The following is a 24,001-nucleotide window of genomic DNA, read 5'->3' on the forward strand; positions in this document are numbered from 1 at the left end:
CTGCTAGATGGGGCCCTGTCCCCCACCCCGCCCGAGCTCAGCCCGTGATCTGACGGGGCCTTTACGGCCCGGCATTTAGGAAACTTTTTCCATATTTGGCGCCGTACTTGAGCCACAATCCCGCGGCGTTCTGATAAGAGACAAGCTTGAATCGCGGGGACGCCTGTGGGGGCTGCCGGCGATTTTCATGGGGTCAGAGGAAGGCGATGTTGCAAATGACGCGACCTTCCTTCGGCATTCGAAAGACATCGAGAGAGCTTTACCCGTCCAGCTGTTCGTAATTTCGGCCGGCCCCATCAAGGGGCTTTCTGGGCGCGGACAGTTGTGCGGCTTGCCTGCTCCGGCGATCCCCGTTCAAGAGGGCAGCCTGGGACAGGTTCGAAACCGGGCATCTTGGGTCGTTGAGTTGGGGGACTTGGGTTGAACCACAGGACGTCACGCGGCACTTTCGGGCGTGAGACCGGGATCATCGATCTCGGCCACGAGCCGCCGCTGTCCGTCGATGGTTCTGAAGCCGCGGTGATCGACCGCCGCCGCGTCTCGGTGCAATGGTTCAGCGGGACAATTTTGACCGGACTCTGCGGCGCAGCCCTGATCGGCGGCGCCGTTTTCGCTTCGCTCGACGGCGAGATGACCTTCGCCAAGGTGCCGGAGCGGGTCGAAGGCGCGCTACGCGGAGCATTCGGCGCCGCCGATCGTGCCGCCACGCTGCACAAGAGCGATCGCCTGCCGCCGCCGAGCGAATCCACCGCTTCACGCAACGTGATGCGCGTCTCGACGGTTGCCCGCGTCGGCAACCGTGACGTGATGCGGGTGCGTCCGTTCGTGCGGATCGCCGGCAATCTGTCGATGACGACGAGCGATCTGTCGGCGAAGATCCCGCCGTTCAACGCCCAGCGCCTGCTGACCGATGTCGGCTCCGACCCGAAGACGGCGTCCGACGATCCCAACAATCCCGAAGCCGTCGAGCCCGACGCGGAAGTGTCCTTCGTCACCAAGGACCTGTCGCCGGTGCTGCCGAAGGCCAAGATTTCCGCGGTGGTGGCACTCGACGACATCCTGATGCGGGTGCGCGATGCCGCCAATTGGCGCGGCAATGGCGGGGTGCGCTACGCCTCGCTCGCCAACACGGCTGCCGACATCTCCGGCGCGACCGGCCCTTCCGACATCAGAACCGCCTACGCCGCCGAGGCCTCGCCGTCCGATCCCTATGCCGGCTTCGAGACGCGCGTGGTGCCGGAGAACGTCACGCTGCTACCCAAGACCAAGGAGCAGATCACCGGCGGCAATCCCAACGGCGAACGCGTCCACATGGTCAAGAAGGGCGACAGCGTCGCCGGCGTGCTGCGCGATCTCGGCGCCAATGCCGACGAGATCAAGGCGATCACCGCGACGCTCGGACCGCGCGGCCGCGACGGCGGCCTGAAGGAAGGCGAGAAGCTCCGCATCCTGATGGCGCCCGCAAGTCCCGGCGCCCGCCTGCAGCCCTATCGCGTCGTGGTTGCAAACGACACGATGGTGGAAGCGATCGCGGCGCTGTCCGATCTCGGCAAATACGTCGCCGTCGACGTCTCCAGCATGAATACCGTCGCGGATACTGCGGCCAACGCCAGCAGCGACGACGAGGATGACGATGACGGCTCCGGCGTGCGGCTCTACCAGAGTATCTACGAGACCGCGATGCGCAACAAGGTCCCGATGCCCGTCATCGAGGACATGATCAAGATCTACTCCTACGACGTCGATTTCCAGCGCAAGGTGCAGCCCGGAGATTCCTTCGACGTGTTTTACGCGGGCGAGGACGAGGGCGTGACCGCGACCGAGAAGAACGAGGTGCTGTTCGCCTCGCTCACCGTCGGCGGCGAGACCAAGAAATACTACCGCTACCAGAGCCCCGACGACGGCCTCGTCGACTATTACGACGAGACCGGCAAGAGCGCGAAGAAGTTCCTGGTCAGAAAGCCCGTCAACAACGCCATCATGCGCTCCGGCTTCGGCGGCCGCCGCCACCCGATCCTCGGCTACGTGAAGATGCATACCGGCGTCGACTGGTCCACCTCCTACGGCACGCCGATCTTCGCCTCCGGCAACGGCATGATCGAGAAGGCCGGCCCCGAGGGCGGCTATGGCAAGTACATCCGCATCAAGCACGCCAACGGCTACGAGACTGCCTACGGCCACATGTCGGCCTTCGCCAAGGGCATGGAGCCCGGCAAGAAGGTGCGGCAGGGCCAGGTGATCGGCTTCGTCGGCTCCTCCGGCCTGTCGACCGGCCCGCACGTCCATTACGAGATCCTGGTCAACGGCCGCTTCGTCGACCCGATGCGCGTGAAGCTGCCGCGTGGCCGTTCGCTGGAGGGCCCGATGCTGGCAAGCTTCGAGAAGGAGCGCGACCGGCTCGACGGCATGATGAGCGGCCGCGGCGGCGCCATCGCCCGGATGTCGGACGCCACCGGCGGGCCGCTGCAGGTCACCAACCGGTAAGCCGACAACCGGCCGAGAAGGCCGGTATTTTCAAACAGGATTTCAAGCAAGTACGCTGCGCAGCGAGGCCGCTTCGCGGCGTCACAACGTCAAGTTTCGTTTGCCAAAGCCGCAGGACGCGCGAATACTTTCCAAAAAATGGGAGGTCACGCCATGAGAAACAGGCTCGCCTGCGCAGCCCTGATTGCTGCGCTGTTCTCCACAACGAGCGCATCGGCCGACGGCTGGGAGGTCACGAGACTCGTGCCGGGCTCGGCATTCCACGGCGTGCACGGGCTCGGTGTCGACAAGGCCGGCCATTTGTTTGCCGGCAGCGTCGCGGGCGCTGCGCTCTACGAGGTCGACATTGCCGGCGGCAGCGCCAAGGTTGCAATCCCGGCACCGGTGGGGATGGCCGACGACATTGCATTCGCGCCCGACGGCACCATGGCCTGGACCGGCTTCCTCGCCGGCGATCTCTATGCGCGCAAGGGCGACGGACCGATCAAGAAGCTCGCGTCCGGGCTGCCCGGCATCAACTCGCTCGCCTTCCGCAAGGACGGCAGGCTCTACGCCACCACCGTTTTCCTCGGCGATGCGCTCTACGAGATCGACGTCGAGGGCGTCAAACCGCCCCGCCAGATCATGGAGAAGATGGGCGGCCTCAATGGCTTCGAGTTCGGTCCCGACGACAAGCTCTATGGTCCGCTCTGGTTCAAGGGCCAGGTCGCAAGGGTCGACGTCGACAAGGCCGAACTGAGTGTCGTCACCGACGGCTTCAAGATCCCGGCCGCCGTGAACTTCGATTCCAAGGGCAATCTCGTCGTGATCGACACCGCGCTCGGCCAGCTCGTCCGGGTCGATCCCAAATCGGGCGCCAAGACCATGGTCGCGCAGCTGAAGCCGTCGCTGGACAATCTCGCCATCGACGACAAGGACCGCATCTACGTCTCCAACATGGCCGACAACGGCATCCAGGAGGTCGATCCCGCGACCGGTCATGCCAAGCAGATCATCATCGGCAAGCTCGCTTTGCCCGGCGGCATCGGCGTCACCTCGGAGAACGGCAAGGACACGATCCACGTCGCCGACCTGTTCGCCTATCGCACGGTGGACGGCGTGACCGGCGAGGTCACCGAAAAGGCGCGCATGCACGCCGCTGGCACGACGCTCGAATATCCGATGAGCGCGACGGCGAAGGGCAACGACGTGGTCCTGTCGAGCTGGTTCACCGGCACCGTGCAGGTGATCGACGGCAAGACCGGCGCGACGCGCGACATGCTGCACGACTTCAAGGCGCCGCATGACGCGGTCGTGCTCGCGGACGGCAGCATCCTGGTAGCCGAGTTCGGCACCAAGTCGCTGGTCAAGGTGAGCGGCGAGCACGGCAAGGATCGCACCACGCTGATCGGCGCGCTCGAGGGTCCGATGGGTCTCGTCCGCGGGGCCGGCGACGAGGTTTACGTCACCGAGGCTTTTGCTGGCATCATCTCCAAAATCAACAGCACCGGCGAAAAGACCGTGATCGCCAAGGATCTGAAGATGCCAGAAGGCATCGCGCGCACAAGCGACGGCAAGCTGATCGTCGCCGAAGTCGGCGCCAAGCGGCTGATCGAGATCGTGCCGGAATCCGGCAAGGTCACCGAAATCGCAGCCAATCTCCCGATCGGCCTGACCGGCGCCCCCGGCGGCTTGCCGACGCATATCCCCACCGGCGTCGCAGTCGGCGCGACGGGCGCGATCTACGTCAGCTCGGATGTCGAGAATGCGATCTACAAGGTGGTGAAGAAGTAGGAGCTACGTGCACGGGACTGGCGGGAACCGTCACGCCGGTTCCCCGGTTAGACGCTGACGGAAGCCAGCAGGAGGATCGCTCATGACGCGCCTCTCACGCGACGATGTCGTCAAGGCCGTGGACCGCGCCGATGACGTCACCATTGCCCAGATCATCGGGACCGGCGCGACCGCTGAGGAGCTTGCTGAGGCCCAGGCCTGGCTCGCCAACGATGAGCCGATGATCAACGATCTGCGCCCGCTGGCGCAGGGCCGGGTGCGCGAGCTGGTGGATATTTTGTCGGAGCTGGAGGAGGACGAGGAGGACGGCGTCGAGCCGCGCTCCGCCTCGGCCCCTGGCAACTAGCCAGACAGCAAAACAGGACGCCCCGGAGAGGTGACCCTCCGGGGCGGCTTTCATTTCAGATCCTCACCCTCCGGCTGGTTCACGAGATACTCGGACCGAGGTTCGAGGCCATGATGATCAGCATGTCGCGGAATCGACGGTACGGCCCTGGCCCTCGGCCAGCGGGCCGTCGCCGAGCGCCTGCAACAGCACATTGAAGACGTTAACCCGCACGCACCCGTGCGAACAATTCCGACGGCATCATACCGAACATGTCGCGGAAGGCCGTGCTGAAATGCGCGGAGCTGGAAAAGCCCGCGTCATGCGCGGCCTCGGTCAGCGATTGGCCTTGTGCGACCGCCCGCGCGGCAGCGCCGATCCGGGACCAGATCCGGTAGCGGCGGAGCGGCACACCCGTGACGTCCTTGAAAAGATGCAGGAAGCGCGAGGACGAAAGTCCGGCCCTGCGGCCGAGTTCAGCAAGGGTGTGCGAACCGCTGGGCTGCTCGCGCATCCGCTCGATGGCGGCGGCAATTCTTGCATCTGGCTGCGGACTTGATCCGATCCCAAGCATATCGCGGGCTGCTTGCTGCGCGTCCTCAGATGCGAGGCGTCGCTCCGCGATGGCGCCAAACAGCGCGACGACCGACCTCTCGTCGATCATGTCGAACGCGGCCCTCGATCCGACCTCCTTCATTCGTGAGCGAAGCGCCTCGATATCGCGGCCGAGGGGATCGACATAGAGGAAGGCCATCCGTCCAGCATCGGTGCGGAGATGGTGCAGACTGTTGGGCATGATCAGCACGCTGCGGGTCTCGCGATAAGACGGTGAGCGCGCCCTCGGATCGTTAGCTACGCCTATCGCCCCGTCGAGCGCGACGGCCAGCACGCCGGTGGCATTGCGGTGGGGCGTCAGCCCGAAGGCTGGACCGAGATAGAGCACCCGCGCGTCCCAATCGAGCATCCGCGCCCTCTTTGGTCCGCCGCTGGGCGGCGTGCTGATAGCCAGTTCCTGAAAGCCGGAAGGCGAGGTCATGCCTCATCATAGCGCACCGGCACAGCGCTGCCGATGACCCGGGAGATCATATCGATGGACAGAGTTCTGGTAGACGACGCCGCACAAATCGCCGCTATCCGCGCCGCCGTGACGCGCTACGCGGCCGCCTGGCAGGCCGGTGACCGCGCCGCGATCGCCGCCTGCTACCACGATGAATTCATGCTGCACTATGCCGGCCATAATCCGCTCGCCGGCACTCACCGCGGCAAGGCGGCCGCGCTTGCCACTCTGGCCGAGGTCGCACGCCGCTCCAACCGAAAACTTCTCGCCATAGATGACGTGATGGCGGGGCCGCGGCGCGGCGCCATTCTCGCACGGGAATCATTCAGCCGGGACGGTCGCACGGCTGAACTGGAACGGTTGCTGGTCTATGCCGTGCGTGAAGGCCTGCTGAGCGAATGCTGGGTCTACGACCGCGATCAGGCAGTGGTGGACGCGTTCTTAGCGGATTGAAAACGCCCTCCGCGAGGTTGGCGCGGAGGGCGTGTATTTCATCAGTTCAGCTTCCGCTTCGCCACCGGCGCCTCGAACTGGGTGATCTCGGCGGTCTGCGGCGCCTTGCCGTTGAAGGTCAGCACGTTGCCTTCGGACGAGATCGCGACATTGTCGCCGTCCCTGACGTCGCCGCCGAGGATCATCTCGGCGAGCGGGTCCTGGAGGTAGCGCTGGATCACCCGCTTCAAGGGCCTTGCGCCGTAGGCGGGATCCCAGCCCTTGGCAGCGAGCCAGTCGCGGCCCGCGGCATCGAGGCTCAGCACGATCTTGCGATCGGTCAGGAGCTTCTGCAGCCGCGCGAACTGGATCTCGACGATGCGGCCCATCTCGCTGCGCTGCAGCCGGTGGAACAGGATGATCTCGTCGACACGGTTGAGGAATTCGGGGCGGAAGTGCGCCCGCACCATTCCCATCACCTGCTCGCGCACGGCCGAGGTGTCCTCGCCCTCCGGCTGGTTCACCAGATATTCCGAACCAAGGTTCGAGGTCATGATGATCAGCGTGTTGCGGAAGTCGACGGTGCGGCCCTGGCCGTCGGTCAGGCGGCCGTCGTCGAGCACCTGCAACAGCACGTTGAAGACGTCAGGATGCGCCTTCTCGATCTCGTCGAACAGCACGACCTGGTAGGGCCGGCGCCGCACCGCCTCGGTGAGCGCGCCGCCCTCGTCATAGCCGACATAGCCGGGAGGCGCGCCGATCAGCCGCGAGACCGAGTGCTTCTCCATGTATTCGGACATATCGAGGCGGACCATCGCGGTCTCGTCGTTGAACAGGTACTCCGCCAGAGCCTTGGTCAGCTCGGTCTTGCCGACGCCGGTAGGCCCCAAGAACATGAACGAGCCGGTGGGGCGGTTCGGGTCCTGCAAGCCGGCACGCGAGCGGCGCACGGCGGTTGCGACCGCACGCACGGCCTCGGCCTGGCCGACGACGCGCTTGCCGAGCTGCTCCTCCATCTTCAGGAGCTTCTCCTTCTCGCCTTCCAGCATCTTGTCGACGGGCACGCCGGTCCAGCGCGAGACCACCTGCGCGATGTGGTTGGCGGTGACCGCCTCCTCCACCATCTCGCCCGAGTTCTCCTTGGCTTCGATATCGGCAAGCTGCTTCTCGAGCTGCGGGATCCGTCCATAGGCCAGCTCGCCGGCCTTCTGGAATTCGCCGCGCCGCTGCGCATTGGCGAGCTCGACACGCAAGCCGTCGAGCTCGGCCTTCAGCTTCTGGGCGTCGGAGAGCTTGTTCTTCTCCGCGCTCCAGCGCGCCGTCAGCGCCGCCGACCTCTCCTCGAGCTCGGCGAGGTCCTTCTCCAGGGTCTGGAGCCGGGACTTGGAGCCGGGATCGCTCTCCTTCTTCAGCGCCTCCTGCTCTATCTTGAGCCGGATGATCTCGCGGTCGAGCGAATCCAGCTCTTCCGGCTTGGAATCGACCTGCATCTTCAGCCGCGCCGCGGCCTCGTCCATGAGGTCGATCGCCTTGTCGGGCAGGAAACGGTCGGTGATGTAGCGGTTGGACAGCGTCGTCGCCGCAACAAGCGCGGAATCGGTGATCCGCACGCCGTGATGCTGCTCGTACTTATCCTTCAGCCCGCGCAGGATCGAGATGGTGTCCTCGACCGAGGGCTCGCTGACGAAGATCGGCTGGAAACGCCGGGCCAGCGCGGCATCCTTCTCGACGTGCTTCTGGTATTCGTCGAGCGTGGTCGCGCCGATGCAGTGCAGCTCGCCGCGCGCGAGCGCCGGCTTGAGCAGGTTGGAGGCGTCCATCGCGCCGTCGCCCTTGCCGGCGCCGATCAGCGTGTGCATCTCGTCGATGAACAGGATGAAGGTGCCCTCGCTGCCGGTCACTTCCTGCAGCACGGCCTTCAGCCGCTCCTCGAACTCGCCGCGGTATTTCGCACCGGCGATCAATGCACCGAGGTCGAGCGAGAGCAGCTTCTTGTCCTTGAGGCTCTCCGGCACGTCGCCGTTGACGATGCGCAGCGCGAGGCCTTCGGCGATGGCGGTCTTGCCGACGCCGGGCTCGCCGATCAGGACGGGGTTGTTCTTGGTCCTGCGCGAGAGCACTTGAATCGTACGGCGGATCTCCTCGTCGCGGCCGATGACCGGATCGAGCTTGCCGTCGCGCGCGGCCTGGGTGAGGTCGCGGGCATACTTCTTCAGCGCATCATAGGCATTCTCGGCGGTCGCAGAGTCGGCCGTGCGGCCCTTGCGCAGCGCCTCGATCGCCGCGTTGAGGTTTTGCGGCGTGACGCCGCCTTTGCTCAGGATGGTGCCGGCCTCGCTGGTCTTCTCCAGCGTGAGGCCGAGCAAAAGCCGCTCGACCGTGACGAAGCTGTCGCCGGCCTTCTCGCCGGCCTTTTCGGCCGAATCGAAAGTGCGGGCCAGCTCGGGCGCGAGATAGATCTGCCCGGCACCGCCGCCGGAGACCTTCGGCACCTTGTTGAGGGCGTCCTCTGTCGCCTTCAGGATTGCGCGGGAATTGCCGCCAGCGCGGTCGATCAGACCGGCGGCGAGCCCCTCATTGTCGTCCAAGAGGACCTTCAGCACATGCAGGGTTGAGAACTGCTGGTGCCCCTCGCGCATCGCGAGCGACTGCGCGGACTGGATAAAGCCCCTGGAGCGTTCGGTATACTTCTCGATATTCATCTTTTCTGTCCCTCGGCCTGCCCTCGGGGCCCTGTAAGGCACCCCAAACGGCATCTTCATTGGGTTTCCAATTACCGCATTGACGTTTCTCAACCGGTAACGGTCGTCTTTTGCCGGCGTTGCCGCCGGCCTGGGCCAGATGTGGGAAGCAGGTTGCGGATGCGAAAGAGGCAACTTCACAATTTCGTGCGCGCGGGAGCGGGCTTGGCGGTGGCGGGCCGAATCCCTTAAGTAGCGGCATGACAGCCAGCCATACCGCCGAGATCACCGGCCTCTACCGCTACCCGATCAAGGGCCTGACGCCGGAACGCCTGTCGCGCGTCACTTTGCGGGTCGGCCAGACCCTGCCGGCCGACCGCCGCTACGCCATCGAGAACGGCCCGAGCGGGTTCGACCCCGAGGCGCCCGAATGGAAGCCGAAAATCCAGTTTCTGATGCTGGCGCGCAATGAGCGGCTGGCCGAGCTCGACAGCCGGTTCGACGACGAAACCAACGTGCTGACCATCCGCAAGGACGGCCAGATCGTCGCCAGCGGCGATCTCGAGACCGCCGCCGGGCGCGCCGCCATCGAGGCCTATTTTCGCGAGAACTTCCAACCCGAGTTGAAGGGCCCGCCCAAAATTCTCTCCGGCCGCGACCACAGCTTCTCCGACGTCGCCCGCAAGGTCGTCTCGATCATCAATCTCGACAGCGTCCGCGCCATCGAGACCATGCTCGGCGGCGTCGCCGTGCATCCGCTGCGCTTCCGCGCCAATCTCTACGTGAAAGGCTGGCCGGCCTGGTCGGAGCTCGACCTCGTCGGCCAGACGCTCGCGATCGGGCAGGCCAGACTGAAGGTGATCAAGCGCATCGTCCGCTGCCCGGCCACCAATGTCGACCCCGAGACCGCCAGGCGCGATCTCGAAATCCCGCCCACGCTCTCGCGCCATCTCGGCCATATGGACTGCGGCATCTATGCCGAGGTGATCGCCGACGGTGACGTCGGCGTCGGCGATGTGGTGGCGGTGGAAGAGCCGAAGCTGCTGTGAGCTAACGCCGTCTCCACGCACTCCGTCATTGCGAGGAGCGAAGCGACGAAGCAATCCAGAGTATTACCGCGGAGGGATTCTGGATTGCTTCGCTTCGCTCGCAATGACGGCGACGAGCCTCAGTTCGGCATCACATACGCATAGATCTTGCCGCGCGAGACCGGGGCTTCGCGGACTCGGTTGCCGTTGTTGCCGGAGATCATGATCGGATTACCCTGCGCGTCGATGCCGGTGATGATGCCGACATGACCGCCGCGGCGGCCGCGCGACATCACGGCGATGGCACCGACCTGCGGACCCGAGATGCGCGTGCCGTAGCGCGCGAACGAGCTCGCCATGTCGGAGCCGGTGCCACGATGGCCGGTATGCTCCAGCACCATGTTCATGAAGCGCGCGCACCACAGGCGGCCGCGCCCGGTCGGATTGCCGCCGATATAGCGGCGCGCCTCGGACACGAGGCCCGATCCTCCGCTGAAGCCTCCGTTCATGCCGGCACCGCTGGCATTGGCATTCGGATCATAGCTCGCCTGGGTGTCGGCGAAGCCGCTTGCCTGCAATTGCGCCGCGCTGCGCTCGAAGCGCGAACTGTGGGCATGATGGCGATAGTGACGGTGGTGATGATGTCTGGCGTGATGCACGTAACCGTGCCGCTCTGCGCTATGACGATGATACGGCCGTGCCGAGGCCGGAGAAACGAACACGGCGAACGCCGCGAAGAACAGCGCCAGCGCGACAACACAACGCGACAGGCGAGACGCAAACAACTCGAACATTCTTCATCCTTCTTGACACCCCCACTTCCCGCCGGCCCGTGCAATGGCCGACATCCGTTTGGCCGTTAAGCCGCCCGATGTGGCGAGAAAAAGACGCAACGCCCGCGAATGGCTGCAATGATTTTGTGTTCGTGCTCGGCGCTGCTGCCGCATTGCCGACAACAGAATTAACTGCGATCCTCGAACACGGCTTGAAACAGAGGGAAACGGTTAATGCCCCATGCCACGACCAGGGACGGCGTCCGCATCTATTTCGAGGAGGCGGGCCAGGGAACGCCGATACTTTTTCTGCACGAGTTCGCGGCGGACTACACCAATTGGGAGCCGCAGATGCGCTACTTCTCGCGTGGCCATCGCTGCATCACCTATTCGGCGCGCGGCTACACGCCGTCGGACGTGCCTGACGGCGAGGTCTACACCTACACGCATTTCTACACCGATGCGCTTGCGGTGCTCGATCATCTCGGCATCGAGCGCGCGCATCTCGTCGGTCTTTCGATGGGCGCCTATTCCTCGTTGCAGATCGGGTTGAACGCGCCGCAGCGCGCACTGTCGATGACGCTGGCCGGCGTCGGCTCCGGCTCGGAGCTCGAGAACCTGGAGACCTGGCGCACGCAGTGCCGCGCCAATGCCGAGCAGTTCGAGACGCTGGGATCGGTGGAGGTCGCGAAAGTCACGCGCGAGGCGCCGAGCCGGATTCCGTTCCTGGTGAAGGATCCACGCGGGCATGCCGATTTCTACGCCGCACTGGCGCGGCACGATGCCAAGGGATCGGCGCGCACCATGCGCGGATTCCAGGGCGGCCGTCCCTCGATCTACACGATGACGGACGCGATCAGAGGCGCGGCAACACCCGCGCTGATCATCTGCGGCGACGAGGACGAGCCCTGCGTGGGCGCCAGCCTGTTCCTGAAGAAGCACCTGCCAGCGGCGGGGCTCGCGATGTTTCCGAAGTCCGGCCACGTGCTGAACCTGGAGGAGCCCGCGCTGTTCAACGAGAGTGTCGAGCGGTTCGTGACGCTGGTGGAAGCAGGACGTTGGCCGGTGCGGGACCCGCGGTCGCTGGTTTCCCACTAGCTGTCATTCCGGGATGCGCCGAAGGCGCAGGCCCGGAATCCATCGGGCTGCAGGCGCTGTTGGACGATGGATTCCGGGCTCGATGCTTCGCATCGCCCCGGAATGACGGAGAGAAACTACTTCCCCCCGCCGCGGCTCAGCAAGAACACCGCCTGCTCGCCGAACATGTTCCACACCCACCAGGGCAGGTTCAGCGGCACCGGGCGGCCGTAGAGATCGAGCGCGACCGAGCGCTCCATCTTGACGTTGATCTCGTCGCAGAGCTGCACGAAATCCTTGATGGTGCAGAAATGGATGTTGGCGGTGTCGTACCAGGTCGCCGGCAGATTCTCCGTGCGCGGCATGTGGCCGCCGATCAGGAGCTGGAGCCGCATCTTCCAGAAGCCGAAATTCGGGAACGAGACGATGGCGCGGCGGCCGATGCGCAGCAGGTTCTCCAGCACGACCTTCGGCTGCCGCGTCGCCTGCAGCGTCTGCGACAGGATCACGTAGTCGAAGGCATCGTCGGGATAATTGACGAGATCGGTGTCGGCATCGCCCTGCACCACCGCGAGCCCCTTGGCGACGCAGCGGTTGACGCCCTCGCGCGACAATTCGATGCCGCGGCCGTCGATGCCGCGGGTCTCCAGCAGCTGAAGCAGATCGCCGTCGCCGCAGCCGACGTCGAGCACTTTCGAGCCCGGCTTGACCATTTCGGCGACCAGCCGATGATCGGCGCGATAATCACCGGATGGCCTGGCGGCAACGCCGTCCAGCGGCAACACTTCCTGCACGGACATCGCTAACGGTCCTCGAGGTTGAGCCCGCGGGCCTTGCCTGCCGATTGCAGGAAGGCCCGGGAGATGTCGAAGAATTCGGGCACGTCGAGCAGGAAGGCGTCGTGGCCGCGATCGGTCTCGATCTCGGCGAATGACACGCGCGCGCTCGAAGCGTTCAGCGCGTGCACCAGCGCGCGCGATTCCGAGGTCGGAAACAGCCAGTCGCTGGTGAAGGAGACCACACAGAAGCGGGTCTCGATGCCGGCGAAGGCCTTGGCCAGCACGCCGCCGTGGTCGGCGGCGATGTCGAAATAGTCCATCGCCCGCGTCAGGTAGAGATAGGAATTGGCGTCGAAGCGCTCGACGAAGGACGAGCCTTGATAACGCAGATAGGATTCGACCTGGAAGTCGGCGTCGAACGAGAAGGTCGGCAGCTCGCGGTCCTGCATGCGCCGGCCGAACTTGCGGTGCAGCGCCGCGTCCGAGAGATAGGTGATGTGCGCCGCCATCCGCGCCACCGCGAGCCCGCGATGCGGATGGATCCCGCGATCGGCATAGCCGCCGCCATGCCAGTCGGGGTCGGCCATCACGGCCTGGCGGCCGAGCTCGTGGAAGGCGATGTTCTGCGCCGAGTGCCGCGTCGCGCAGGCGATCGCCAGCGCGGAGTACACGCGCTCCGGATAGGCGGCGGTCCATTGCAGCACCTGCATGCCGCCCATCGAGCCGCCGACGACGGCAAACAGCGTGTCGATGCCGAGCCGGTCGATCAGCATCGCCTGCGCGCGCACCATGTCCGGAATGGTGATGACGGGGAAGTCCAGGCCCCAGACCTTGCCGGTGGCGGGATTGATCGACGCCGGCCCGGTCGAGCCCATACAGCCGCCGATCACGTTGGAGCAGATGATGAAGTAGTGCTTGGGATCGATGGGTCGGCCGGGACCGACCAGCGTCTCCCACCAGCCCGGCTTGCCGGTGACGGGATGTACGTTGGCGACATGCTGGTCGCCGGTCAACGCATGACAGATCAGCACGGCGTTGGAGCGATCGGCATTGAGCTCGCCATAGGTCTGGTAGGCGATCTGGAACGGGGTGAGATCGACGCCGCAATCGAGCCGCAGCGGCTGCTCGGTGCCGAAATGCGCAACCAGCGAGCTTGGATGATCGACCTCGTGCGATCGCTCGTCGGCGCTGATCGCAGGACTCGGTATCGACTTGACGCTACCCATCTCGGACATCGACCTCGTTTGCGACTGGCTGCTCGACCGCGCCGCTGACATCAGGCCATGAAAAATCCGGCCTGAACGATAGGTTCGGCCGGGATCGGAAGCGTCCCCGGCCTGTTTAGCGAGTTTTTTAACGTGGCTGCAAGCCGGCCGGCTCAAATGACCACGGAACGGGCAAAAGCTACCGTCTTGGGCGGTTTTCGTCAAGTCGCGGCCCGGATCGGCCCAATTCGCCTCTGCCGCGACGCCCGCAAAGCACGTCATTTCTCTTTGCTTTCGCCGCCCCGACTGCCTAATCAAGATATCCCCCACCGGAACGATCGACGACCAGACATGTCCCAACGTCCGCCCGCGCCACCATCGCTGCAGGAACTGCGCAAGGAGATCGACGCGATCGACGAGGGCATGCATCGCCTCCTCATGCAGCGCGGCGAGATCATCGATCGCCTGATCCAGGTGAAGCAGACCCAGGAGGTCGGCTCGGCGTTCCGGCCTGCGCGCGAAGCTTCGATGATGCGCGAGATCGTGCAGCGTCATCGCGGCATCCTGCCGCTCGACACGGTCGAGAGCATCTGGCGCGTCATCATCTCGACCTTCACTTACGTACAGGCGCCGTTCTCCGTGCATGCCGACATCTCGGCCAGCGAGGCGGCGATGCGCGATTCCGTGCGCTTCAATTTCGGCTTCACCGTGCCTTACGTCGCGCATTTCAGCGCACAGGCCGCGGTCGAGGCGGTAGCGAAATCCAAGGGTGATCTGGCAATGGTCTCGGCGACCTCGAGCCGCACGCCATGGTGGCTGGAGCTGGAGGCGGACGGCGCGCCGAAGATCATCGGGCGGATGCCCTTCATCGAGCGTGCCGATCATCCGGCCGCCTTGCCGGTGTTCGCGATCTCGCGCGTCGCCGACAGCGCCCTGGTGACCGAGGTCGAGACCTTCAGCGTGCGCGTCTCGGGATGGAACGCCGAGGTCGCCCGCGCGCTGTCGCCGCTCGCCGAGATCGTGGCCGTGCCTGATACCGCCTTCGACGGCGCGGCGCTCTTGGTCTCGGTCACCGGCGCGACCAGCATCGACAAGATCAGGGCTGCCCTGATCGAGGCGGGGGCCTCGGTGCGCTCTGTGGCCCTCGTCGGCAGCCACGCAACGCGCTATACGGTGCCCCCGACCGGGCCGAAATCGTAGGTCGCGAACAGCCCAGCCTATCCGGAGTCCAAGATGTCCCGCCCCGTGCCGAATCCCGGCATTCTCGATATTGCGCCCTACACGCCCGGCAAGAGCCCGGTGCCGGAGCCGGGCCGCAAGGTGTTCAAGCTCTCCGCCAACGAGACGCCGTTCGGGCCCTCGCCCAAGGCGATCGAAGCCTTCAAGCGCGTGGCAGATCATCTGGAGGACTACCCGGAAGGCACCTCGCGCGTGCTGCGCGAGGCGATCGGCCGCTCGTTCGGGCTCGATCCCAACCGCATCATCTGCGGCGCCGGCTCGGACGAGATCCTCAACCTGCTCGCGCACACCTATCTCAGCCAGGGCGACGAGGCGATCTCGACCGCGCACGGCTTCCTGGTCTACCCGATCGCGACCATGGGGAACGGGGCCAAGAACGTGGTCGCGCCCGAAACCAACTTTACTGCCGACGTCGACGCCATTCTCAAAGCCGTGACGCCGAAGACGAAGCTGGTCTGGCTCGCCAACCCCAACAACCCGACGGGCACCTATCTTCCGTTCGACGAGGTCAAGCGGCTGCGCGCCGGCCTGCCCTCGCACGTGCTGCTGGTGCTGGACGCCGCCTATTGCGACTACGTCTCGCGCAACGACTATGAGATGGGAATCGAGCTCGTCGCCACCACCGAGAACACGGTGGTGACGCACACCTTCTCCAAGATCCACGGTCTTGCCGCGCTGCGCATCGGCTGGATGTTCGGGCCCGAGCACGTCATCGACGCGGTCAATCGCATCCGCGGTCCCTTCAACGTGTCGACGCCGGCGATGTATGCCGCGGTCGCCGCGATCGAGGATACCGCGCATCAGGCGATGTCGAAGCAGTTCACCGAGACCTGGCGCAACTGGCTCACCGAGGAGATCGGCAAGCTCGGGCTGAAGGTGACGCCGAGCGTCGCCAATTTCGTGCTGATCCATTTCCCGACCGACAAGGGCACGACCGCCGATGACGCCGATGCCTTCCTGACCAAGCGGGGGCTCGTGCTGCGCGGCTTGAAGAATTACGGCCTGCCGCATGCGCTGCGCATGACCATCGGCACCGAGGAGGCCAACCGCCTCGTGGTCGAAGGCTTGCGCGACTTCATGGGCGGCAAATGAGCGCGCAGGCGCACTTCCAGCGCGTCGCGCTGATCGGCTTCGGCCTGATCGGCGGCTCGATCGCCCGCGCTGCGAAGCTCCAGGGGCTTGCCGGTGAAATCGTCACCACCGCACGCTCGGAGAAGACACGCGCGCGTGTCGCCGAGCTCGGCATCGTCGATCAGGTGGTGGCGACCAATGCGGAGGCCGTGAGGGATGCCGATCTCGTCATCCTCTGCATTCCCGTCGGCGCCTGCGGACCCGTAGCGCAGGAGATCGCGCCGCATCTCAAGCCGGGTGCGATCGTCTCCGACGTCGGCTCGGTCAAGGGCGCTGTGGTCCGCGACATGGCCCCGCATCTGCCGGGCGGCATTCATTTCGTGCCGGCGCATCCGGTGGCAGGCACCGAGCATTCCGGCCCGGATTCGGGCTTCGCCGAGCTCTTCATCAACCGCTGGTGCATCCTGACCCCGCCTGATGGCAGCGACGCAGCGGCGACCGATCACCTGCGCGCGTTCTGGGCGGCGATGGGCGCCAAGGTCGAGGTGATGACGCCGGATCATCACGACCTCGTGCTCGCGATCACCAGCCACCTGCCGCATCTGATCGCCTACACCATCGTCGGCACCGCCGACGAATTGGCGCAGGTGACGGAATCTGAGGTGATCAAATTCTCCGCCGGCGGTTTTCGCGATTTCACCCGCATCGCGGCGTCCGATCCGACGATGTGGCGCGACGTCTTCCTCGCCAACAAGGAGGCCGTGCTGGAGATGCTCGGCACCTTCACCGAGGATCTCGCCAAACTCACCCGCGCGATCCGCCGCGGCGACGGGGAGGCGCTGTTCGACCACTTCACCCGCACCCGCGCCATCCGCCGCGGCATCGTCGAGATCGGCCAGGATTCCGCCGCGCCCGATTTCGGACGGCCGCATGCGGCGCTGAAGAAGCCGTGAGCCTGTAGCCCGGACAAAGCTGCGTAGCCCGGATGGAGCACAAGCGTAATCCGGGACAGTGCCAGCTGTGATCAAGAACCCCGGATTGCGCTGCGCTCCATCCGGGCTACGGGAGCCAACTAATACAGCGGCGGGATCTGGCCGACCTTGACCGGGCCGAGCAGCACGGCACCGTCGACGAATTTCAGCGGGAAGCTCCGCGCTTTCTTGCCTTCCAGCGTGCTCTCGGTACCGATCGAATTGATGCCGGCGGCAACGCCGGCATTGGCGTTCTGCTTGATGACCTTGCCGAGGCCCGGCACGGCGCGGTCGAGCGCGCCGAACAGATTGTTGAGGTCCTGCGACTTCACGCCCGGCGCAACGCGGTCCAGCGTGGCCTGCGGCACGCCCTCCTCCAGCATCTTCTCGATGCCGAGCGCCGGGATCACGCGCTCGAGGCCGGTCACCGTCATCTGCAATTCGCCGTCGAGTCGGCCGTTGGGCGACAGGCCGAGCGTGCCGGCCGCGACCGCGATCATCTCGCCCTGCTGAATGCGCGACTGCACGATCTCGATGTGACCGCCGGCGGCCTGGATCTCGCGGAAGCGCTGCGGCCACGGTTTGGGCGTGAGGTCGGAGAGGCCGGTGATCTTGGCGCGGGTGTCCGCCTCGAACGGCTCGGAGAGCAGCGGATGCACGCCCTGGATGCTGCCCTGCGCGACATGGAGCACGGTCTCGATCACCGGATGATCGGCCGGCGAGCCATCGGCAAGGCGCCCGTGCAGCTCAACCTGCTTGGCGCGCGCAAGCGGCACCTGCACGCTGCCATCGAGACGGTTGAGGCTGGGGTCGTCGAACACGATGGAAGCGCGATCCGGCACAGCCGGCAGACCCGCCACACTGGCGCGGCCCTTGCTCCAATTCACGGTGAAGGTGTTTTGCGTAATGCCGTCGATCAGCGTGGCGGGCGCTGCGAATTCGGCGATGATGCGCTTGGGGTCGTAGACCTGGGCCACGACCAGGATGTTGTCGAGCTTGGCCGTGAACGGCGTCTTGCTCGCGTTCTGCGAGACCAGGGCGACGCTGGCGCCGGAGCACTGGACCTCGAAGCGGAACGGGAAGCCGGCGATCGAGCGCTTGGCACAATCATAGATGCGGCCGGCCTTGGCCTCCTGCGCCCGCCAGGCGTCGGCGACGATTTCGGCCTGCCACGCCGCATAGAACCAGAAGCAGGTCCAGCCGACGGCGAGGACCAGGACGAGAACGGGGGCAATGAAAAGGCCCCAGCGGGAGCGGCGGCCAGTGGCAACGGTCATATTGGACATGCGGCGACCCTTTGACGCCAGATTCAGGCAAATGTAAGCGGGGCGGGCCTGCGACGAAAGGCGCAGAAATCGCTTCGCTTGGGCGCAGGGTTCTGGTAGCCGTCCCCGAAATGTCCGAAATCACCCTACCCTCCGTCACCACAGCCAACGGCGACCTCTGGGTGTTCGGCTACGGCTCGCTGATGTGGCGGCCGGGCTTCGATTTCGAGGAGCGCGTCCCGGCGCGGCTGGTCGGCGAGCATCGCGCGCTCTGCGTCTATTCCTTCGTGCATCGCGGCACGCCGGAGAAGCCGGGCCTGGTGCTCGGACTCGACCGCGGCGGCGCCTGCCGCGGCATCGCCTTCCGCGTCGCCGAGAAGAACCGTGCCGAAGTGGTCGCCTATTTGCGCGCACGCGAGCAGGTCACCTCGGTCTATCGCGAGGTGATGCGCTCGGTGTGGCTGGAGAACGATGCACGCCAGCGCGTCGCCGCGCTCGCCTACGTCGTCGACCGCGGTCATGTGCAATATGCCGGCCGCCTCTCGCTGGCCGAGCAGCACCGCCATGTCGTCCAGGGCCACGGCCAGTCCGGCGCCAACCGCGACTACGTCACCGCGACGGTGAAGGCGATCGAGGCCGAAGGCTTTCGCGACACGCAGCTGCATCAGCTTGCATTGATGCTGCATGGTGATGCGCATTCCCTGCACACGACGGCTCCGGACCAGGATCGGGAAAGCCGCTAAAGCATGATCCGGAAACGTGCGAAGCGGTTTTCCGAAAAGATCATGCGTAATTCATCCCAATCTCATCGCGCTTTAGCCGGTCGGCGCGTAGCTCGGCGCCGAGCCGATCAACTGCTCCTGCTCCTTCCGTCCTGCTTCGACGAGCCGGGCGGTCGCGTCCTCGATCGCCGCTTGCACGCGTGCGAGAAACTCGTCCTTCGGCAGGCCCGGCGGCAACGGTTCGAGAAACTCGACCACCAGCGTGCCCGGATAGCGCATGAAGGTGCGGCGCGGCCAGAACAGGCCGGAATTGAGCGCGATCGGCAGGCACGGCACGCCGCAGGAGGAATAGATCTGCGCAAAGCCGGTCTTGTAATCGGGCGGCGCGCCCGGCGCACGGCGCGTGCCTTCCGGAAAGATCACGAGCTGCTTTCCACTGCGCACCGCCTCGCGCGCGCGCCGCGTCATCTCGAGCAGCGCCTTCACGCCGGCATTGCGGTCGATCGCGATCATCCCGGTCTTGACCAGGAACTGACCGAACACCGGGATCTGCATCAGCTGGCGCTTGAGGATGAAGATCGGCCGGTTGAAGAAACCCGGCAGCACGAAGGTCTCCCAGAACGACTGATGCTTGGCCACGATCAGCAGCGGTCCTGTCGGGATCTTCTCCACCCCGCGGAATTCCACCTTGATGTTGCATACCAGGCGCATCAGGACCAGCGTGGCCTTGGCCCACCATTGCGCCACCGTCAGCATGGCGCGCGGCGGCAATGCAAAGGTCGGCAGCGCAACGATCGCCAGACAGACCAACACGGCATAGAACAGCACGTTGAATACGAGCGATCGCAGGAAAATCAGGAACATCGATGGTCCGATCAATTGGCCTGCGCGGTGGCGGGCCTCTTCGGTTGCTGACCTGCAGGCTGCTCCGACATCTCAGGCCAAAGGTCAATCCCGAAATCCTCCAGCCGCACCCTGAGCTCGGCCGCAACGTACTTGACGTATTCGGACAGGAGCAGCCGCAGCGTCGAGCCTGAGATCCACCACGGCTCCTCGCGCCATTTTTCGCCGACCACCGCGAACGGGATCAGCGTCGTCCGCGGCATCGCATGCGAGAATTCCACCAGCGCGCGCGGCATGTGATAGTTCGAGGTGACCACGATCAGAGACGTAAATCGGCGTCCCTCGGCCCAGCGCCGCGCCTCCGCCGCGTTGCCGCGGGTCGTGAGCGCGGTGCGGTCGAGGTCGACGCAACAGGTCATGAAGGACTGATTCTCCGGCAAGGTGCGGGAGATGTCGTTCGCCGTCGAGGTCGGATGCACGCCGGAAATCAGGAGCCGCCTGCCGTAGCCGGCAGCCAGCAGCTCCATCGCGTCCGATACCCGCGAGGAGCCGCCGGTCAGGACCACGATGCCGTCCGCCTTGCGATCGGGTACTTTCTCGGCCCCGCGCAATTGCGCCAGGAACGCAATGAAGCCCGCCGCCGCGCCGACGAAGGCGAGCGCGATCGTCGACACGATTGCCGCGCGCAGCCAGCCGCGCGGCAGTTTCGGCGATCGATCGTCGGTCGGCGAGCTCATGCGATGTCGGTGATCCCTTCCCGATCTGATTTTATGACGTTTTGAGGCGAAGTGGAGTCCGGTTTCTTCACCCTCTCCCCTTGTGGGAGAGGGTGGCATAGGCGGCCGCCGGCCGCCGTTCTTAAGAACGCCGATGCTTTGCATCGGCTATGGCGAAAGCGGCGAGACGGGTGAGGGGTTCTCTCCGCGCATTCACCTCGACATTTGTACGCGTGGACAGAACCCCTCATCCGGCGCTTCGCGCCACCTTCTCCCACAAGGGGAGAAGGGAAGAAAAGAAACTCAATCAACATCGTTCAATGTCGCGAACAGCGTTTGGCGCGAGGCGACTGCGGTAATGGCGCCGATCAGGACGGCCTGAACCGCGAGTACGATGTAGCCGGAGGGGCGCAGCGAGAAGGTGCCGAGCAGCGCGGCGAACTGGTCGCCGACGGGAGTCCCGGAAAACCAGCCTGCGATGGACTCGGAGAAGCCGAACATCAGCATGGCGGCACCGCCGCCGATCACGCCGCCCTCCAGGCCCAGCCTGAGGAAATGACGCAGGAAGTGGTTGGCGATGTAGCGGTCGCCGGCGCCAACGAAATGCAGGACCTCGACGATCGGACGGTTCGCCGCCATTGCGCCGCGCGTCGCGAACGACACCGAGATGATGGTTGCGACGATGACGAGCGCGAGGATGCCGAGGCCGGCCAGCACGGTGGCGTTCGTCATCAGGCGCATGCGCTCGATCCAGGCGCGGTGATCGTCGACGCTGGCGCTAGGGGCGACCTGCGCCACGCGCGCGCGCAAGGCGCCGAGATCGAGCGGCGTGCCCGGCTGCACGCGCGCGATGATCATGCGCGGCACCGGCAGATCGTCCATCGACAGGCCGGTGCCGAGCCAGGGCTCGAGCAGCTTGCCGCTCTCGTCCCTGGTGAACGGCTTGACCTCGACGATACCGGCTTGCGTGCGCATCGCTTCCGCCACGGCGGCGGTGTCGCGATCGAGATCGCGGCCGGCCTGCGGACGAATCTGGATGGTGATTTCGCTCGCGACATCCGATTGCCATTCGGCGGCGGAGGCACTCACCAGCAGCACCGTGCCCGTGGCCATCGAGGCGAGGAACGTCATGATGGCGACCACCGCGAGCAGCGCTCTGCCGTGGATCGAGGCGCGCGGCACGATCGGCGACATGTTGCGCGCCTTGGCCGGAAGCTGCGGACGCTCCTGCCCGAGATCGACCAGCACGCCGCGCTCGTCCAGCCTACTCATAGACGTGCAGCCGTCCCTGGTGCAGCACCAGGCGCCGCGCCTCGTACTGGTCCATCAGGCCGATGTCGTGGGTGGCGATGATGACGGCGGTGCCTGATTTGTTGAGCTCGATGAAGAGTCGCAGCAGGCGGCGGCCGAGCGTCGGATCGACGCTGCCGGTCGGCTCGTCCGCGAGCAGCAGCTGCGGCCGCGAGATCACGGCGCGCGCGATCGCGGCGCGCTGCTTCTCGCCGCCTGACAGGATCGGCGGCAGCGCGTCCATGCGGTCGCCGAGGCCGACCCAGCGCAACAGATCGATCACCTCCTTGCGGTAGCTCGACTCGCTGCGGCCCATGACGCGGAACGGCAGCGCGACGTTCTCATAGGTCGTCATGTGATCGAGCAGGCGGAAATCCTGGAGCACGATGCCGATGCGCTTGCGCAGGTCTGCGATCTCGTCCTTGCCGAGCTGCGAGATGTCGTGGCCGAACAGGTTGACGAGGCCCCGCGTCGGTCGATGCGACAGGAACAACAGGCGCAGCAGGGACGTCTTGCCGGCACCTGACGGCCCGGTGAGAAACTGGAAGGAATGCGCGGGGATCTGGAAGGTGAGGTCGCGCAAAATCTCCGGCCCCAGACCGTAACGCAATCCGACATTTTCGAACCGAACCAAGCTCAGCTCCGTTCGAGAGGGGGCGCGGGCCGCATTGCGGCGGTCCGCCATACGCGATCAACGGGTTTTGCCGCCGTTATGGTTTCCGGTTCGTTAACGGTCGCCCAGTAGCATAAGGGGCGCCCGGTCTCCGCGACCGTGGCATCGTCAAGACCTTCGTTCATGCATCAAGGCTCGTCCATGCATATCGTCTGCCCCCATTGTATGACATCCTACGCCATCAAGCTCGCGAGCCTTGGGGCGAACGGGCGGGCGGTCCGCTGCTCCCGCTGCAAGGAGACCTGGATCGCCCACGCCGAGGATGCCATCGAGGAGGCGTCCGTTCCGGCCATGGCCGCGGCCAGCCGAGCCGACGACCAGTCCGACCTCGCCGAACAATGGAACTCCTATGCCAAGGACGACGGCGCCACTGATACGCCGGTCGTCGATAGTCCCTCGATCGCCAGCGACTGGCCGGATGAGGAGACCCGCGAGACCGAGGACGAATGGTCGGCAGCGGCCCGGCAGGCCGAAGAGGAGGCCGCCGGCGCGCAACACCAGTCCTGGTTCCGCAGCCTGTTCCCCCGCCGCGGCGCGCGGGTGAGCCGCCCGGTCGCCACCACAGCTCCGCGCAAATCCTATCTTGGCCTGCCGACCGCCTGCGCCGCGATGGGCGCGCTGGTGCTGGCACTGGTGCTCTGGCGCGGCGACGTGGTGCGGCTGCTGCCGCAGACGGCAGCGTTCTACAAGATGGTCGGGCTCGAGGTGAACTTGCGGGGTCTCGCCTTCAAGGACGTCAAGCTCTCCAGCGAGACCGTGGACGGTAAACAGGTGTTGGTGATCGAGGGCGTCATCGTCGGCGAGGGCAAGAAGCCGCTCGACATTCCGCGGCTGCGTTTTGCCGTGCGCGACGCCCAGGGCGCGGAGATCTATGCCTGGAATGCGGTGCTGGAGCAGACCGTGCTGCGGCCAGGTGAGCGCGCCTTCTTCCGCTCGCGCCTGGCCTCACCGCCGCCGGAAGGCCGCAACATCGACGTTCGTTTCTTCAACCGGCGCGACATTGCCGGCGGCAGCGTATAATCGCCCCCCAGGGGAGGTTGATACCAAGGTTCGTCTCATGCCGAAGATCTTGATTGCCGACGACGAGGATTCGATGCGCGCGCTGGTGGCGCGCGCCATTGCCATGGACGGCCACGAGACCGTCACCGCCCAGGACGGCGCAGAGGCGCTGGAGATCCTGACCCGCGAGGATGGCGCCTTCGACCTGTTGCTCACCGACATCCAGATGCCGGTGATGGACGGCATCGCGCTGGCGCTCTCCGCGGCGCGCGATTTTCCCGACCTGACCATCCTGCTGATGACCGGCTTTGCCGACCAGCGCGAGCGCGCCTCGAACCTGAACGCGCTGGTGCATGACGTCGTGACCAAGCCGTTCTCGGTCGCCGATATCCGCACGGCGGTCGCCGATGCGCTGGCGGCGAAGAAGGGCTAGCGTCGGCGGTATCCCCACATCGTCATTGCGAGCGCAGCGAAGCAATCCAGACTGCCGTTGCGGAAAGGCTCTGGATTGCTTCGCTGCGCTCGCTATGACGCAAACTGTGGCGCGATCGTAGCCCGCATCAGCTCAGCGATATGCGGGAACAATGCCCCGGATGTC

General features: G+C 65.5%; 22 protein-coding genes, 1 pseudogene and 1 riboswitch. Of the genes and pseudogenes, 12 read left to right on the plus strand and 11 right to left on the minus strand.

Annotated elements, in window-relative coordinates; all coding sequences use genetic code 11:
* The first annotated feature begins 420 nt into the window (after positions 1-420).
* The 3 genes from I6F09_RS15815 (at position 421) to I6F09_RS15825 (ending at position 4,603) form a co-directional block, all read left to right on the plus strand.
* Positions 421-2,484 (plus strand): M23 family metallopeptidase, encoded by a 2,064-nt coding sequence (locus I6F09_RS15815; RefSeq protein ID WP_225140791.1) that lies wholly within the window; start codon positions 421-423, stop codon positions 2,482-2,484.
* Positions 2,485-2,637: 153 nt separating this feature from the next.
* The gene (locus I6F09_RS15820) at positions 2,638-4,257 is read left to right on the plus strand and encodes a hypothetical protein (RefSeq protein WP_225188499.1); all 1,620 of its coding nucleotides are present in this window, start codon (positions 2,638-2,640) and stop codon (positions 4,255-4,257) included.
* Between the two features lie 82 nt (positions 4,258-4,339).
* The gene (locus tag I6F09_RS15825) at positions 4,340-4,603 is read left to right on the plus strand and encodes a hypothetical protein (RefSeq protein WP_035996955.1); all 264 of its coding nucleotides are present in this window, start codon (positions 4,340-4,342) and stop codon (positions 4,601-4,603) included.
* Positions 4,604-4,662: 59 nt separating this feature from the next.
* Here the strand turns inward: I6F09_RS15825 and I6F09_RS15830 are convergent.
* Together I6F09_RS15830 and I6F09_RS37710 are read right to left on the minus strand one after the other, a co-directional pair.
* A pseudogene (locus I6F09_RS15830) lies at positions 4,663-4,807 on the minus strand (AAA family ATPase); the annotation flags it as partial.
* On the minus strand, positions 4,806-5,618 hold the full coding sequence (locus I6F09_RS37710; protein ID WP_311735346.1) for an AraC family transcriptional regulator: 813 nt from the start codon (positions 5,616-5,618) through the stop codon (positions 4,806-4,808). The pseudogene I6F09_RS15830 and the gene I6F09_RS37710, both read right to left, overlap by 2 nt.
* 54 nt (positions 5,619-5,672) lie before the next feature.
* On the opposite strand from I6F09_RS37710, the gene I6F09_RS15840 reads away from it, so the two are divergent.
* Positions 5,673-6,092 (plus strand): nuclear transport factor 2 family protein, encoded by a 420-nt coding sequence (locus tag I6F09_RS15840; RefSeq protein ID WP_225140787.1) that lies wholly within the window; start codon positions 5,673-5,675, stop codon positions 6,090-6,092.
* 41 nt (positions 6,093-6,133) lie between these two features.
* Here the strand turns inward: I6F09_RS15840 and clpB are convergent, their stop codons facing one another.
* Positions 6,134-8,773: an ATP-dependent chaperone ClpB gene (gene clpB, locus I6F09_RS15845; protein ID WP_225188500.1), complete on the minus strand. Its 2,640-nt coding sequence runs from the start codon at positions 8,771-8,773 to the stop codon at positions 6,134-6,136.
* Between the two features lie 239 nt (positions 8,774-9,012).
* Between clpB and I6F09_RS15850 the strand changes: the two genes are divergently transcribed.
* Positions 9,013-9,801: an MOSC domain-containing protein gene (locus I6F09_RS15850; protein ID WP_225188501.1), complete on the plus strand. Its 789-nt coding sequence runs from the start codon at positions 9,013-9,015 to the stop codon at positions 9,799-9,801.
* A 119-nt stretch (positions 9,802-9,920) separates the two neighbouring features.
* Here the strand turns inward: I6F09_RS15850 and I6F09_RS15855 are convergent, their stop codons facing one another.
* A complete protein-coding gene (locus I6F09_RS15855; RefSeq protein ID WP_225188502.1) occupies positions 9,921-10,574 on the minus strand; it encodes a TIGR02594 family protein in 654 nt (217 codons plus the stop codon).
* A gap of 213 nt (positions 10,575-10,787) precedes the next feature.
* Between I6F09_RS15855 and I6F09_RS15860 the strand changes: the two genes are divergently transcribed.
* Entirely contained in the window at positions 10,788-11,651 is an 864-nt protein-coding gene (locus I6F09_RS15860; protein ID WP_035996943.1) for an alpha/beta hydrolase, read from the plus strand.
* A 116-nt stretch (positions 11,652-11,767) separates the two neighbouring features.
* Here I6F09_RS15860 and metW read toward each other — a convergent pair whose 3' ends face one another.
* Both metW and I6F09_RS15870 read right to left on the minus strand, forming a co-directional pair.
* Positions 11,768-12,430, minus strand: coding sequence for a methionine biosynthesis protein MetW (gene metW, locus I6F09_RS15865; RefSeq protein ID WP_035996939.1), 663 nt, complete (start codon positions 12,428-12,430; stop codon positions 11,768-11,770).
* A 2-nt stretch (positions 12,431-12,432) separates the two neighbouring features.
* Positions 12,433-13,635 (minus strand): homoserine O-acetyltransferase, encoded by a 1,203-nt coding sequence (locus I6F09_RS15870; RefSeq protein ID WP_225152223.1) that lies wholly within the window; start codon positions 13,633-13,635, stop codon positions 12,433-12,435.
* Between the two features lie 94 nt (positions 13,636-13,729).
* Positions 13,730-13,809, minus strand: a riboswitch (SAM riboswitch).
* Positions 13,810-13,965: 156 nt separating this feature from the next.
* Between I6F09_RS15870 and I6F09_RS15875 the strand changes: the two genes are divergently transcribed.
* From I6F09_RS15875 to I6F09_RS15885, 3 genes are read left to right on the plus strand one after another with little or no spacing between them, the layout of a single operon-like run.
* Positions 13,966-14,814 carry a chorismate mutase gene (locus I6F09_RS15875; RefSeq protein WP_225188503.1) on the plus strand — a complete coding sequence of 283 codons (849 nt, stop codon included), beginning with the start codon at positions 13,966-13,968 and terminating at the stop codon, positions 14,812-14,814.
* Positions 14,815-14,847: 33 nt separating this feature from the next.
* Entirely contained in the window at positions 14,848-15,945 is a 1,098-nt protein-coding gene (gene hisC, locus I6F09_RS15880) for a histidinol-phosphate transaminase (RefSeq protein ID WP_035996934.1), read from the plus strand.
* The gene (locus tag I6F09_RS15885) at positions 15,942-16,877 is read left to right on the plus strand and encodes a prephenate/arogenate dehydrogenase family protein (protein WP_035996931.1); all 936 of its coding nucleotides are present in this window, start codon (positions 15,942-15,944) and stop codon (positions 16,875-16,877) included. The genes hisC and I6F09_RS15885 overlap by 4 nt, the downstream gene beginning before the upstream one ends.
* A 119-nt stretch (positions 16,878-16,996) precedes the next feature.
* On the opposite strand, the gene I6F09_RS15890 is transcribed toward I6F09_RS15885, so the two are convergent.
* On the minus strand, positions 16,997-18,181 hold the full coding sequence (locus I6F09_RS15890; protein ID WP_035996928.1) for a DUF2125 domain-containing protein: 1,185 nt from the start codon (positions 18,179-18,181) through the stop codon (positions 16,997-16,999).
* Positions 18,182-18,291: 110 nt separating this feature from the next.
* On the opposite strand from I6F09_RS15890, the gene I6F09_RS15895 reads away from it, so the two are divergent.
* Positions 18,292-18,903 (plus strand): gamma-glutamylcyclotransferase, encoded by a 612-nt coding sequence (locus I6F09_RS15895; RefSeq protein WP_035996925.1) that lies wholly within the window; start codon positions 18,292-18,294, stop codon positions 18,901-18,903.
* 72 nt (positions 18,904-18,975) lie between these two features.
* Here the strand turns inward: I6F09_RS15895 and I6F09_RS15900 are convergent, their stop codons facing one another.
* From I6F09_RS15900 to ftsE, 4 genes are all read right to left on the minus strand, one after another.
* A complete protein-coding gene (locus tag I6F09_RS15900; RefSeq protein WP_035996922.1) occupies positions 18,976-19,746 on the minus strand; it encodes a lysophospholipid acyltransferase family protein in 771 nt (256 codons plus the stop codon).
* Between the two features lie 11 nt (positions 19,747-19,757).
* The gene (locus tag I6F09_RS15905) at positions 19,758-20,462 is read right to left on the minus strand and encodes a YdcF family protein (protein ID WP_035996919.1); all 705 of its coding nucleotides are present in this window, start codon (positions 20,460-20,462) and stop codon (positions 19,758-19,760) included.
* 282 nt (positions 20,463-20,744) lie between these two features.
* A complete protein-coding gene (locus I6F09_RS15910) occupies positions 20,745-21,713 on the minus strand; it encodes an ABC transporter permease (RefSeq protein ID WP_035996909.1) in 969 nt (322 codons plus the stop codon).
* Positions 21,706-22,365, minus strand: a complete 660-nt coding sequence (gene ftsE / locus I6F09_RS15915; RefSeq protein WP_057028593.1) for a cell division ATP-binding protein FtsE — start codon at positions 22,363-22,365, stop codon at positions 21,706-21,708. The genes I6F09_RS15910 and ftsE overlap by 8 nt, the downstream gene beginning before the upstream one ends.
* 180 nt (positions 22,366-22,545) lie before the next feature.
* Between ftsE and I6F09_RS15920 the strand changes: the two genes are divergently transcribed.
* A complete protein-coding gene (locus I6F09_RS15920; RefSeq protein ID WP_035996896.1) occupies positions 22,546-23,424 on the plus strand; it encodes an MJ0042-type zinc finger domain-containing protein in 879 nt (292 codons plus the stop codon).
* Positions 23,425-23,461: 37 nt separating this feature from the next.
* Positions 23,462-23,836, plus strand: a complete 375-nt coding sequence (locus I6F09_RS15925; RefSeq protein WP_035996894.1) for a response regulator — start codon at positions 23,462-23,464, stop codon at positions 23,834-23,836.
* The last annotated feature ends 165 nt before the right edge of the window (positions 23,837-24,001 follow it).

The organism is Bradyrhizobium sp. IC3195 (assembly GCF_020193585.1).
GTDB lineage: Bacteria > Pseudomonadota > Alphaproteobacteria > Rhizobiales > Xanthobacteraceae > Bradyrhizobium > Bradyrhizobium yuanmingense.

Coding starts and splice junctions, on each gene's coding strand:
- I6F09_RS15820 (WP_225188499.1), top strand. CDS start 2,638: ATGAGAAACAGGCTCGCCTGCGCAGCCCTGATTGCTGCGCTGTTCTCC.
- I6F09_RS15825 (WP_035996955.1), top strand. CDS start 4,340: ATGACGCGCCTCTCACGCGACGATGTCGTCAAGGCCGTGGACCGCGCC.
- I6F09_RS37710 (WP_311735346.1), bottom strand. CDS start 5,618: ATGACCTCGCCTTCCGGCTTTCAGGAACTGGCTATCAGCACGCCGCCC.
- I6F09_RS15840 (WP_225140787.1), top strand. CDS start 5,673: ATGGACAGAGTTCTGGTAGACGACGCCGCACAAATCGCCGCTATCCGC.
- clpB (WP_225188500.1), bottom strand. CDS start 8,773: ATGAATATCGAGAAGTATACCGAACGCTCCAGGGGCTTTATCCAGTCC.
- I6F09_RS15850 (WP_225188501.1), top strand. CDS start 9,013: ATGACAGCCAGCCATACCGCCGAGATCACCGGCCTCTACCGCTACCCG.
- I6F09_RS15855 (WP_225188502.1), bottom strand. CDS start 10,574: ATGTTCGAGTTGTTTGCGTCTCGCCTGTCGCGTTGTGTTGTCGCGCTG.
- I6F09_RS15860 (WP_035996943.1), top strand. CDS start 10,788: ATGCCCCATGCCACGACCAGGGACGGCGTCCGCATCTATTTCGAGGAG.
- metW (WP_035996939.1), bottom strand. CDS start 12,430: ATGTCCGTGCAGGAAGTGTTGCCGCTGGACGGCGTTGCCGCCAGGCCA.
- I6F09_RS15870 (WP_225152223.1), bottom strand. CDS start 13,635: ATGGGTAGCGTCAAGTCGATACCGAGTCCTGCGATCAGCGCCGACGAG.
- I6F09_RS15875 (WP_225188503.1), top strand. CDS start 13,966: ATGTCCCAACGTCCGCCCGCGCCACCATCGCTGCAGGAACTGCGCAAG.
- hisC (WP_035996934.1), top strand. CDS start 14,848: ATGTCCCGCCCCGTGCCGAATCCCGGCATTCTCGATATTGCGCCCTAC.
- I6F09_RS15885 (WP_035996931.1), top strand. CDS start 15,942: ATGAGCGCGCAGGCGCACTTCCAGCGCGTCGCGCTGATCGGCTTCGGC.
- I6F09_RS15890 (WP_035996928.1), bottom strand. CDS start 18,181: ATGTCCAATATGACCGTTGCCACTGGCCGCCGCTCCCGCTGGGGCCTT.
- I6F09_RS15895 (WP_035996925.1), top strand. CDS start 18,292: ATGTCCGAAATCACCCTACCCTCCGTCACCACAGCCAACGGCGACCTC.
- I6F09_RS15900 (WP_035996922.1), bottom strand. CDS start 19,746: ATGTTCCTGATTTTCCTGCGATCGCTCGTATTCAACGTGCTGTTCTAT.
- I6F09_RS15905 (WP_035996919.1), bottom strand. CDS start 20,462: ATGAGCTCGCCGACCGACGATCGATCGCCGAAACTGCCGCGCGGCTGG.
- I6F09_RS15910 (WP_035996909.1), bottom strand. CDS start 21,713: ATGAGTAGGCTGGACGAGCGCGGCGTGCTGGTCGATCTCGGGCAGGAG.
- I6F09_RS15920 (WP_035996896.1), top strand. CDS start 22,546: ATGCATATCGTCTGCCCCCATTGTATGACATCCTACGCCATCAAGCTC.
- I6F09_RS15925 (WP_035996894.1), top strand. CDS start 23,462: ATGCCGAAGATCTTGATTGCCGACGACGAGGATTCGATGCGCGCGCTG.